Below are 12,624 nucleotides of genomic sequence, written 5' to 3'. Positions count from 1 at the left end.
CGTCCATAAATCAAGCGAGATAGGATCTCATCTAGAGAGAAATTAAAACGATGTCGTTTTTGGATTTCTTTGTTAATTCTAGGCAGATCTAATTGATGATAGAGGTCTTGTAGGAAGAGATAGCCTCCATGATATTCGTTCAATTGATTTTGTTTTAACTGTTTGTTTTGACTAAAGGTAATGAGGAAATCTTTATTTTCTTCTTTTTCTTTCTCGGTTAATTCCTTAGCACGTAAACGAGCCCACTCAAGAGGTTCCATATCAGGATGTTCTTTTAAGATTGTGTTATGATTGCCTAGGTTTTCTACGATAGTAGAAGTCCGTTTATTTCCAACCTTGATATCTTTAATAATAGCGTAGTTGATAGTGTTTTTTGACTTTGATTGTTTAACTCTCATCTTTTCATACCTCACTCCATTATAACAAAGTACGAGAAAGTACGCAAATAAAAAGTGATAAAATTTGACAAGAAAATGCTCTTATATCAACCTTTATGAGGATTTTTTTACTTCATAACTGTCAAAGTCCCGGACTAATAAAAAAATATCATATTATTTGCACAACTGATGTATAGGTGCTATAATGAGGGTAAAGAAAGGGGGCGATTCCTATGAACTTAGGAAAACTATCCTACTATTTCTACTACAACTTATTATAGTACCTATTATTTTTGTTTCAGTTTATAATAATAAAAAAGAATTACTTGCTATATATAAGGCTACTATTTAGAATGCGATATTTTATATATAACTAATTTAAAAATTGTCTAAATATAATAGCAAATAGAGAAAATAATCAGTATTTATGAGACAGATTTGGTAATTTAATTGATAAAATTGATCTGATACTTGTAAAATGAGAGTAGTAGAAAAGTTTGTGACATTAGGAAGTCATATTCTAGATGCTGATTATGAAGTGGTGTTTGAAAAGAATATGTAAAATCTGATGAAATAATTCCATTGTACCAGTTGAAAAAGAAAATAAGCTTTAAAGCATGACAGGAAGGAATCTCGGATAAGGAGAAAGGAAAGAGATAGTTAAGAGGTAATCAGAGGAGAATATTATCTTTGGTAGCTTTAACCATTTTAAAGGAATGTATAGAATTACTTAAATAAGACTCCTGTCTATCCTATTGAGTAGCTGGTATGTAGTTTATATGAATATTCTTACATATTTGAAGTTTAATAATACAATTATTTTTTAGGTAGTTGCTAATGGTTTATAGCAAGTAAAAACCTATATATTATCGGCTTTAAAAAAGAAGTAAGAAAAATTTAGAACTTTTATTTTATTGAATATATGTTTTTTTATTGACAAAAGACATAAAAACGTATAGAATAATATATCGTAAAGAAGAAAATAGGAGAAGGACATGGCTAAGTCAAACTTTGAAAAAGTAGAATCAGTTGTTGGCTGGGTTCGTGATAAGAAAATCACAGGCTACCGTATCTCTAAAGAAACGAATGCGCGTGAAATGTCTATCATTGCTCTAGCGCAGGGTCGTGCAAAAGTAAAAAATATTTCATTTGAAACAGCTCTAGGTTTAATTGATTTCTATGAAAAAAATCATGAAAAATTTGAAGATTAATCTTTGGATAATGGCGGATTCTTGAATAAGGTCTGCCTTTTCATTTTGATACTCAATGAAAATCAAAGAGCAAACTAGGAAGCTAGCCGCAGGCTGCTCAAAACACTGTTTTGAGGTTGTAAATAAGACTGACAGAGTCAGTAACATATACCTACGGCAAGGCGAAGCTGACGTGGTTTGAAGAGATTTTCGAAGAGTATGAGGACAGCAAAAAGACTGCACGATTGATGCAGCCTTTTCTTTTTATTTGAGATAGCGTTGAAGGAACTCTTTTGTACGGTCTTCTTTAGGATTGGTGAAGAGGTCTTCTGGTTTGCCTTCTTCAGCGATTACACCCTTATCCATGAAGATAACACGGTGAGAGACATCACGGGCGAATTCCATTTCGTGGGTTACGACAATCATAGTCAAGCCTTCCTGAGCCAGATCTTGCATGATTTTGAGGACCTCTCCAACCATTTCTGGATCGAGAGCTGATGTTGGTTCATCAAAGAGAATGGCGTCAGGATTCATTGAAAGGGCACGAGCGATAGCCACACGTTGTTTTTGACCGCCTGAGAGTTGTTTTGGTTTGGCTTGCCAGTAGCGTTCTCCCATGCCGACCTTTTCAAGGTTTTCTTTGGCAATTTTTTCAGCTTCTGTACGCTCGCGTTTAAGGACAGTTGTCTGAGCGACAATTGTATTTTCAAGAACGTTGAGATTTTCAAAGAGGTTAAAGGATTGGAACACCATCCCCAACTTTTCACGGTATTGTGTGAGGTCATAACCTTTTTCGAGGACGTTTTGCCCATGATAAAGAATTTGACCATCAGTTGGCGTTTCAAGTAGGTTAATGGAGCGTAGGAAGGTTGATTTCCCGCTTCCAGAGCTTCCAATGATAGAGATGACTTCTCCCTTGTGGACAGTGAGAGAAATGTCTTTTAGCACTTCGTTTTGGCCATAGGATTTTTTGAGGTGTTTAATTTCAAGGATTGCTTGTGTCATTATTTCAAATCCTCCGTTTGCATTTGGTTAGCACCTGTAGTATAGGTATCCATGTCCATTCGACGTTCGATGAAGCGGAGGATACGTGTTACGGTGAAGGTGAGGACAAAGTAAATCACGGCGATGATTGTAAATGTCTGGAAGTATTGATAGGTTTGAGTTGCCACGGTATTTCCTGAGAAATAAAGTTCGACAACGGAGATAACGTTCAATACAGATGTATCTTTGATATTGATGACAAATTCATTACCAGTTGCTGGTAGGATGTTACGGACTACCTGAGGTAGGACAATCTTACGCATGGTTTGGTTATGAGTCATACCAAGAGCAGTAGCGGCTTCAAATTGTCCTTTGTCAACTGCTAGGATACCACCACGAACGATTTCAGTCATGTAGGCACCAGTGTTGATTGAAACGATGAAGATAGCGGCCAGTGTACGGTCAAGGTTGATACCGAAAGCTTGGGCAGTTCCATAGTAGATAACCATCGATTGAACGATCATAGGTGTACCACGGAAAATTTCGATATAGACATTGAGAATCCAGCCGACTAGTTTTTGTAGACCATAAATGGCTTTATTCTCAGAGAGAGGAGCAGTACGGAAAACACCAATGGCAAGACCGATAATGAGACCTATGATGGTTCCGACGATAGAGATTAAAAGAGTGATACCAGCACCACGCAAGAGTTGTTGCCAGTTTTCAGAAAGAATTTTAGCGACTTGGCTAAAGAAACTACTGCTAGTCTCTTCAGTTGTAGTGGCTTCGGCAGGTTGTTCCTTGATCATACGATCCATCAGGGCAACTTGGTCATCTTTAGAAATAGTTTCAATGCTGGCATTGATCTGGCTAATACGATTGTCATCTTTACGAAGTCCAATGGCAATAGCTGTATCTTCTTCTCCAGTTTTGAAACCTGGCTCTACTTGAACCATCTTAAACTTAGAGTTAGCAGCTTCGGCAGTCAGTGCTTCAGGGAGTTCAGAAACATAGGCATCAATGACACCAGCCTCAAGTGCTTGGCGCATTTGAGCGAAGTCTCCCATGGCAGTTTCTTTTTTAGCGCCTGGGATTTGACTAATCAAGTTATAAAGGTAAACACCTTGTTGGGAAGTGATTTTCGCACCATTAAAGTCATCCAAAGATTTGGCATTTGCGTAGGCAGAATCTTTTTTGATGAGTAAGACAGGTTCGCTAGTGTAGTAACTGCTTGAAAAGGCGATTTCTTGTTTGCGTTCGGCAGTAGGACTCATACCTGCGATAATCATATCAATCTTACCAGAAGTAAGGGCAGGGACTAGACCTTCCCACTTGGTTTTAACAACCAAAGGCTCTTTGCCTAAGTCCTTAGCAATTTTCTTGGCAATCTGGACATCGTATCCATTGGCATACTGGTTGGTTCCATCGATTTTGACAGCTCCATTGCTATCATCATCTTGGGTCCAGTTAAAGGGGGCATAGGCTGCTTCCATCCCGATGCGTAAATATTCATCGGCTTGAGCAACATTGACAAATCCTAGCATAAGCAAGAGACTTGTGAAAATAGATAAGTATATTTTTCTCATGATTTCTCCTATTTCTAATCTATTAAAAAATAACTGTCTCCTATTTTATCGAAAAAAACTCTATTTTTCAATATGGGTAAGCCCTTACTTGAGAAAAAATGATATAATGATAGCAAAGATAAAAAGGGGGCTTAATTGATGAAAAAAACTTTTTTCTTACTGGTCTTAGGTTTGTTTTGCCTTCTGCCACTCTCTGTTTTTGCCATTGATTTCAAGATAAACTCCTACCAAGGGGATTTGTATATTCATGCAGACAACACGGCAGAATTTAGACAAAAGATAGTTTATCAGTTTGAAGAGGACTTTAAAGGCCAAATCGTGGGACTTGGACGTGCTGGCAAGATGCCTAGTGGGTTTGACATTGACCCTCACCCAAAGGTTCAGGCATCGAAAAATGGTGCTGAACTGACAGATGTTGCTAGCGAAGTGACAGAAGGAACAGATGGTTATACTGTCAAAGTTTACAATCCAGGTCAGGAAGGTGACACAGTTGAAGTTGACCTTGTCTGGAATTTAAAGAACTTGCTTTTCCTTTATGATGATATCGCTGAATTAAATTGGCAACCTCTGACAGATAGTTCAGGGGCTATTGGCAAGTTTGAATTTAATGTAAGGGGAGACAAGCGGGCTGAAAAACTCTTTTTCCATACAGGGAAACTCTTTAGAGAGGGTACGATTGAAAATAGTAACCTTAATTATACTATTCGTTTAGACAATCTTCCGCCTAAGCGTGGAGTTGAATTGCATGCCTACTGGCCTCGAACTGATTTTGCTAGCGCTAGGGATCAGGGCTTGAAAGGGAATCGTTTAGAAGAGTTTAATAAGATAGAAGACTCGATTGTTAGAGAAAAAGCTCAGAGTATGCAGCTCGTCACTTGGGTGTTTCCTTTGATACTTTCTATCTCCTTGTTATTGAGTGTCTGCTTCTATTTTATTTATAGAAGAAAGACCACTATTTCAGTCAAATATGCTAAAAATCATCGTCTCTATGAACCACCAATGGAATTAGAGCCTATGGTTTTATCAGAGGTTGTCTACTCGACCTCCTTGGAGGAAGTGAGTCCTTTAACCAAAGGAGCAGGAAAATTCACCTTTGACCAACTTATTCAAGCTACCTTGCTAGATGTGATAGACCGTGGAAATGTTTCTATTATTTCAGAAGGAGATGCTGTTGGCTTGAGGCTGGTAAAAGAAGATGGTTTGTCAAGTTTTGAGAAAGACTGCTTAAATCTGGCTTTTTCAGGCAAAAAAGAAGAAACTCTTTCCAATTTGTTTGCGGATTACAAGGTATCTGATAGTCTTTATCGTGGGGCAAAAGTCTCTGATGAAAAACGGATTAAAGCAAAGGGGCGTCAGCTCAAATCTTCTTTCGAAGAAGTATTGAAAGAGATGCAAGAGGGAGTGAGAAATCGAGTTTCCTTCTGGGGGCTCCCAGATTATTATCGTCCTTTAACTGGTGGGGAAAAGGTCCTGCAAGTAGGTATGGGACTCTCTACAGTCCTGCCTCTATTTATTGGATTTGGTTTCTTCTTGTACAGTTTAGACGTTCATGGCTATCTTTACATCCCCTTGGCAATACTTGGTTTTCTAGGTTTGGTTTTGGCTGTTTTCTATTATTGGAAGCTTCGACTAGATAATCGTGATGGCGTCCTAAATGAAGCAGGGGCAGAAGTCTACTATCTCTGGACCAGTTTTGAAAATATGTTGCGGGAGATTGCACGATTGGATCAGGCTGAGCTGGAAAGTATTGTGGTCTGGAATCGCCTCTTGGTCTATGCGACCTTATTTGGCTATGCGGACAAGGTCAGTCATTTGATGAAGGTTCATCACATCCAAGTAGAAAATCCAGATATCAATCTCTATGTAGCTTATGGCTGGCATAGTATGTTTTATCATTCATCAGCCCAAATGAGTCATTATGCTAGTGTCGCAAATACAGCAAGCACCTACTCCGTATCTTCTGGAAGTGGAAGTTCTGGCGGTGGCTTCTCTGGAGGCGGAGGTGGCGGCAGTATCGGAGCCTTTTAAAGAGAACTGCCATAGACTGAAAAAGTATGCTATAATGGAAGATAGAAAAAAGGAGTAATCTATGTATCTTATTGAAATTTTAAAATCTATCTTCTTCGGGATTGTTGAAGGAATTACGGAATGGTTGCCGATCTCTAGTACAGGTCACTTGATTCTAGCAGAGGAATTTATCCAATACCAAAATCAGAATGAAGCCTTTATGTCCATGTTTAATGTTGTAATTCAGCTTGGAGCGATTTTGGCGGTCATGGTTATTTACTTTAACAAGCTCAATCCTTTCAAACCGACTAAGGACAAGCAGGAAGTTCGTAAGACTTGGAGACTATGGTTGAAGGTCTTGATTGCGACTTTGCCTTTGCTTGCCGTATTTAAGTTTGATGATTGGTTTGATACCCACTTCCATAATATGGTTTCTGTTGCTCTCATGTTGATTATCTATGGGATTGCCTTTATCTATTTGGAAAAGCGCAATAAAGCGCGTGCTATCGAACCAAGTGTAACAGAGTTGGACAAGCTTCCTTATACGACAGCTTTCTATATCGGTCTTTTCCAAGTTCTTGCCCTTTTACCAGGAACGAGTCGTTCAGGTGCAACGATTGTCGGTGGTTTGTTAAATGGAACCAGTCGTTCTGTTGTGACAGAATTTACCTTCTATCTTGGGATTCCTGTTATGTTTGGAGCCAGTGCCTTAAAGATTTTCAAATTTATAAAAGCAGGACAGCTCTTGAGCTTTGGGCAATTGTTCTTGCTCTTGGTTGCGATGGGAGTCGCCTTTGCAGTCAGCATGGTTGCAATTCGTTTCTTGACAAGTTATGTGAAAAAACACGACTTCACTCTTTTCGGTAAATACCGTATCGTGCTTGGTAGTGTCTTGCTACTTTATAGCTTTGTTCGTTTATTTGTATAAGAAAAACCTTGAAGGGTCAGCTCTTCAAGGTTTTATACTCTTCGAAAATCTCTTCAAACCGCGTTAGCTTCGCCTTGCCGTAGGTATATGTTACTGACTCTGTTAGTCTTATTTACAACCTCAAAGCAGTGCTTTGAGCAGTCTGCGGCTAGCTCCCTAGTTTGCTCTTTGATTTTCATTAAGTATTAAAATCCAGTCATGGTAATCCCCAACAGGCGGACACCTCTTTCTTTTTCGTCTAACTCTTCATAGAGTTGTAGGGCTATTTGGCTTATCTGACTAGCATCCTGTGTTTTTTGAGCCAGACTTTTTCGTTTAGTAAGGGTTGAAAAGTCCTCGTAGCGGATTTTCAGAATGACAATTTTTCCAGCTTTTTCTTGTTGATTGAGATTGAGAGCGACTCTTTCTGATAGAAGAGTCAGCTCTTTTTTGATATCTTCCTCGGCACGGAGAATCTTCCCGTAGGTTTTTTCCTTCCCGATTGATTTACGGATGCGATTGGATTTGACGGAGGAATTGTGGATACCACGAGCCTTTCGATAAAGGTCATAGCCCAGTCTGCCAAATCGGTCTATTAGGGTCACTTCAGGAACTTCAAGCAAATCAGCGCCAGTAAAAACGCCCATTTGATGAAGTCTTTCCACCGTCTTTTTTCCTACTCCATGAAACTTGGAAATATCCATTTGTTTGAGAAAATCCTCAGCTTGTTCAGGTAAAATCACTGTCAGACCATGTGGTTTTTGATAATCGCTGGCCATTTTAGCTAAGAATTTGTTATAAGAGACGCCTGCAGAAGCAGTCAAATGGAGTTCCTGCCAGATATCCTCTTGAATGAGACGAGCGATTTTGACCGCTGACTTGATACCGAGTTTATTTTCTGTTACATCCAAATAGGCTTCATCAATGCTCATGGGCTCAATCAAATCTGTATAGCGCTTAAAAATAGTTCGAATCTGGAGACCCACAGACTTGTATTTCTCATAATTCCCTGAGATAAAAATGGCCTGGGGACATCGTTCATAAGCTTCCTTGGAACTCATAGCAGAATGGACACCAAAAGCTCGCGCCTCATAGCTACAAGTAGAAACGACACCACGCCCACCTGTTTGCCGAGGATCGCTTCCGATAATGACAGGTTTTCCTTTGAGTTTAGGATTATCTCTGATTTCTACCGCAGCAAAAAAGGCATCCATGTCAATATGAATGATTTTTCTTGACAAATCATTTAACAAAGGAAAAATCAACATACCTAGCCCCTTTTTACCAATTATGTTCTTTTATTATACCCTTTTTTCTGAAAAAAAGAAAAAAGACTTTATTTTTTTCAAAAATATAATACAGTTTGGCATAGATAACGGTCTGTGTTAGAAAAGAAAGTGTAAAAATAAGGAACTTTCGCTTGTTGAAATCGGTTACTGTATGGTATACTAGTTCCATAAATGTAACAGATGACTGTTACTAGAAAGAAAACAGAGGACATTAACATGGTTGTTAAAACAGTTGTTGAAGCACAAGATATTTTTGACAAAGCTTGGGAAGGCTTCAAAGGCGTAGATTGGAAAGAAAAAGCAAGTGTATCACGCTTCGTACAAGCTAACTACACACCTTACGATGGAGACGAAAGCTTCCTTGCAGGACCAACAGAACGTTCACTACACATCAAAAAAATTGTAGAAGAAACTAAAGCTCACTACGAAGAAACTCGTTTCCCAATGGACACTCGTCCAACATCTATCGCTGACATCCCAGCAGGATTTATCGATAAAGAAAACGAAGTGATTTATGGTATCCAAAATGATGAACTCTTCAAATTGAACTTCATGCCAAAAGGTGGTATCCGTATGGCTGAAACTACTTTGAAAGAAAATGGATACGAACCAGACCCAGCTGTTCACGAAATCTTTACTAAATACGTAACAACAGTTAACGACGGTATCTTCCGTGCCTACACTTCAAACATCCGTCGCGCTCGTCACGCACACACTGTAACTGGTCTTCCAGATGCATACTCACGCGGACGTATCATCGGTGTTTACGCACGTCTTGCTCTTTACGGTGCAGACTACTTGATGCAAGAAAAAGTAAACGACTGGAATGCAATCGAAGAAATCGATGAAGAAACAATCCGTCTTCGTGAAGAAATCAATCTTCAATACCAAGCATTGCAACAAGTTGTTCGCTTGGGTGACCTTTACGGTGTTGACGTTCGCAAACCAGCGATGAACACTAAAGAAGCTATCCAATGGGTTAACATTGCCTTCATGGCTGTCTGCCGTGTGATCAACGGTGCTGCTACATCTCTTGGACGTGTGCCAATCGTATTGGATATCTTTGCAGAACGTGACCTTGCTCGTGGTACATTTACTGAATCAGAAATCCAAGAATTCGTTGATGATTTCGTTATGAAACTTCGTACAGTTAAATTTGCTCGTACAAAAGCTTACGACCAATTGTACTCAGGTGACCCAACTTTCATCACAACTTCTATGGCTGGTATGGGTAACGACGGTCGTCACCGTGTTACTAAGATGGACTACCGTTTCTTGAACACTCTTGACAATATCGGTAACTCTCCAGAACCAAACTTGACAGTTCTTTGGACTGACAAATTGCCATACAACTTCCGTCGCTACTGTATGCACATGAGCCACAAACACTCTTCTATCCAATACGAAGGTGTAACAACAATGGCTAAAGACGGATATGGTGAAATGAGCTGTATCTCATGCTGTGTGTCACCACTTGACCCAGAAAATGAAGAACAACGCCACAACATCCAGTACTTCGGTGCGCGCGTAAACGTATTGAAAGCTCTTCTTACTGGTTTGAACGGTGGTTACGACGATGTTCACAAAGACTACAAAGTATTTGACATCGAACCAATCCGTGACGAAGTTCTTGAATTTGAATCAGTTAAAGAAAACTTTGAAAAATCTCTTGACTGGTTGACTGACACTTACGTAGATGCTTTGAACATCATCCACTACATGACTGATAAGTACAACTACGAAGCTGTTCAAATGGCCTTCTTGCCAACTAAACAACGTGCGAACATGGGATTCGGTATCTGTGGATTTGCTAACACTGTTGATACATTGTCAGCTATCAAATACGCTACAGTTAAACCAATCCGTGACGAAAATGGCTACATCTACGATTACGAAACAATCGGTGAATACCCACGTTGGGGTGAAGATGACCCACGTTCAAACGAATTGGCAGAATGGTTGATTGAAGCTTACACTACTCGTCTACGTAGCCACAAGCTTTACAAAGACGCAGAAGCTACAGTGTCACTTTTGACAATCACGTCTAACGTTGCTTACTCTAAACAAACTGGTAACTCACCAGTCCACAAAGGTGTATACCTCAACGAAGATGGTTCTGTGAACTTGTCTAAACTTGAATTCTTCTCACCAGGTGCTAACCCATCTAACAAAGCTAAAGGTGGATGGTTGCAAAACTTGAACTCACTTTCTAGCCTTGACTTTAGTTATGCGGCTGATGGTATCTCATTGACTACACAAGTTTCACCTCGTGCTCTTGGTAAGACTCGTGACGAACAAGTTGATAACTTGGTAACAATCCTTGATGGTTACTTCGAAAACGGTGGACAACACGTTAACTTGAACGTTATGGACTTGAACGATGTTTACGAAAAAATCATGTCAGGTGAAGATGTTATCGTACGTATCTCTGGATACTGTGTAAACACTAAATACCTCACTCCAGAACAAAAAACTGAATTGACACAACGTGTCTTCCACGAAGTTCTTTCAATGGATGATGCATTGGATGCATTGAGCTAATCAAGTTCTTGAATAATGAAAAGGAACCCTCGGTCAGTCGACTGAGGGTTGTTTTTTGAACTCTTATACTCTGACAAAATCTCTTCAAAATACGGCAGTTTTATCTGCTGACTTAAAGCAGTATTTTGAGAACTCGGTGGCTTGTTTTCCTAGCTTGCTCTTTGATTTTTATTGAGTGTGAATCTGAACCCTTAGTCAGTCCCTGAAGTGTCTCACTTGGTTTAAAAAGAGTTCGTTGAATTCTGGAAGGTGGTCTGAAATTAAAACACCACACTTTGTATGGAACAAGGTGTGGTTGTATTTTATCTCTTAGACCAAGTTCTCTTCATAAAGAGAAGTAGGATTGGGTAAATCTCTAATCGACCTGCAATCATTGCAAAGGAGAGGAGAATTTTTGAGATGGGACTAAAGATTGAGAAACTAGAAGTGGTTCCTAGAATAGGTCCTATATTATTGAAACAGCTAAAGACAGCGCTAGTCACAACCAGAAAATCATTGCTATCTAGGCTGACAATAAAGATAAGCGCTAGCAAAATCATAGCATAGATGACAAAGTACTTGAGAATTTTATGCTGGGTATCCTTATCAATCACAGTTTTATTAACATGTAGGGTCAAAACACGGTGGGGTGATAGAATTGACAAAATCTGGTTTTTAGCAATTTTTGAAAGGATGAGGCCTCGAATAACCTTGAGTCCACCTGCGGTTGAACCAGCAGAACCACCGATTCCCATGAGGAAGAGGAGGATAAACTGGGAGAAGAGGGGCCAGTTGGTAATATCTCCGTAGCCAAAACCAGTTGTTGTAATGATGTTGGAAACTTGGAAGAAGGCCATTTCAAAGCTCTTGGAAAATCCTGGGTAGAGATAGAGGGTATTAAGGCTAATCAATCCTGTAGAAACCAGCACGATGACCAAGTAAGCACGAAGTTCTTCGTCACCAAAGAAGGCTTTGACGCGACGGAGCATGAGGTAGTAGTAGAGATTGAAATTTACCCCAAAAACCAAAACTCCTATACTAACCAGATAGGTAATCAGTGAGCTACCATAGTGGGCAATTCCATCGTTATAGACGGTAAAGCCTCCTGTACCTGCTGTTCCCATGGCAATGACAAAACTATCAAATAGGGGCATGCCAGCCAGATAATAGATGATGACAAAGAGGGAGAAGAGAGCTAGATAAAGGAGATAGAGAATCTGGGCAGTGTTTTTTAGTTTGGATACAACCTTTCCAAAAACAGGGCCAGGAACCTCAGCCTTCATCACTTCTAGGTGGCTATTCTTGGCATTATCCATAATAGCAAGTGCAAAAACAAGCACTCCCATCCCTCCAATCAAGTGGGTAAAACTTCGCCAGAAGAGGAGGGAACGACTTAGAACCGAAACGTCGTTTAGAATAGTTGCTCCAGTAGTTGTAAAGCCAGAACTAATCTCAAAAAAGGCATCAATAAGGCTGGGAATTTGCCCTGCAAAGACAAAGGGGAGACCGCCAAAGAAAGACCAGAGGATCCAACAGAGGGCAACAATCAAGATTCCCTCCTTGGCATAAATCCGTTGATTTTTTGGCTTTTGTAAAATTCCTGAACCGCCTAGTAATACGAGAATGCCAATCGTTGTAAAGAGGGCTGTAAAGACTTGGCTTGATTCACGGTAATAGATAGCAACAGCCACAGGAACCAAAAGAAGAATAGCTTCAATCAAAAGCAACTTTGAAAGGAGGTAACGAATCATACTTTTATTCATC

8 protein-coding genes and 1 pseudogene are annotated in these 12,624 nt (G+C 39.7%); 4 read left to right on the top strand and 5 right to left on the bottom strand.

All coding sequences use genetic code 11. From position 1 onward, the window contains the following. Window positions 1-398, bottom strand: a pseudogene (locus SK629_RS09445) (transposase); the annotation flags it as partial. Window positions 399-1,372: 974 nt separating this feature from the next. Here SK629_RS09445 and SK629_RS09440 point away from each other — a divergent pair. Then, window positions 1,373-1,588, top strand: a complete 216-nt coding sequence (locus tag SK629_RS09440; protein ID WP_001130036.1) for a hypothetical protein — start codon at window positions 1,373-1,375, stop codon at window positions 1,586-1,588. A gap of 243 nt (window positions 1,589-1,831) precedes the next feature. On the opposite strand, the gene SK629_RS09435 is transcribed toward SK629_RS09440, so the two are convergent. Both SK629_RS09435 and SK629_RS09430 read right to left on the bottom strand, forming a co-directional pair. After that, window positions 1,832-2,572 (bottom strand): amino acid ABC transporter ATP-binding protein, encoded by a 741-nt coding sequence (locus SK629_RS09435; protein ID WP_000189477.1) that lies wholly within the window; start codon window positions 2,570-2,572, stop codon window positions 1,832-1,834. Beyond that, the gene (locus SK629_RS09430) at window positions 2,572-4,137 is read right to left on the bottom strand and encodes an ABC transporter substrate-binding protein/permease (protein WP_042901656.1); all 1,566 of its coding nucleotides are present in this window, start codon (window positions 4,135-4,137) and stop codon (window positions 2,572-2,574) included. The genes SK629_RS09435 and SK629_RS09430 overlap by 1 nt, the downstream gene beginning before the upstream one ends. Before the next feature lie 138 nt (window positions 4,138-4,275). On the opposite strand from SK629_RS09430, the gene SK629_RS09425 reads away from it, so the two are divergent. Both SK629_RS09425 and SK629_RS09420 read left to right on the top strand, forming a co-directional pair. After that, window positions 4,276-6,165, top strand: a complete 1,890-nt coding sequence (locus SK629_RS09425) for a DUF2207 domain-containing protein (protein ID WP_042901655.1) — start codon at window positions 4,276-4,278, stop codon at window positions 6,163-6,165. A gap of 61 nt (window positions 6,166-6,226) precedes the next feature. Continuing rightward, on the top strand, window positions 6,227-7,072 hold the full coding sequence (locus tag SK629_RS09420; protein ID WP_042901654.1) for an undecaprenyl-diphosphate phosphatase: 846 nt from the start codon (window positions 6,227-6,229) through the stop codon (window positions 7,070-7,072). Window positions 7,073-7,257: 185 nt separating this feature from the next. Here SK629_RS09420 and dinB read toward each other — a convergent pair whose 3' ends face one another. Next, a complete protein-coding gene (gene dinB, locus SK629_RS09415; protein ID WP_042901653.1) occupies window positions 7,258-8,319 on the bottom strand; it encodes a DNA polymerase IV in 1,062 nt (353 codons plus the stop codon). A 237-nt stretch (window positions 8,320-8,556) separates the two neighbouring features. Between dinB and pflB the strand changes: the two genes are divergently transcribed. Next, window positions 8,557-10,881: a formate C-acetyltransferase gene (gene pflB, locus SK629_RS09410; protein WP_042901652.1), complete on the top strand. Its 2,325-nt coding sequence runs from the start codon at window positions 8,557-8,559 to the stop codon at window positions 10,879-10,881. A gap of 302 nt (window positions 10,882-11,183) precedes the next feature. Here pflB and SK629_RS09405 read toward each other — a convergent pair whose 3' ends face one another. Further along, window positions 11,184-12,623: a TrkH family potassium uptake protein gene (locus tag SK629_RS09405; RefSeq protein WP_042901651.1), complete on the bottom strand. Its 1,440-nt coding sequence runs from the start codon at window positions 12,621-12,623 to the stop codon at window positions 11,184-11,186. Window position 12,624: the final 1 nt, after the last annotated feature.

Origin of the sequence: Streptococcus mitis, assembly GCF_000722695.1 — a bacterium.
GTDB classification, from domain to species: Bacteria; Bacillota; Bacilli; order Lactobacillales; family Streptococcaceae; genus Streptococcus; species Streptococcus mitis_O.
This window is presented reverse-complemented; position numbering and strand designations above follow the sequence as displayed.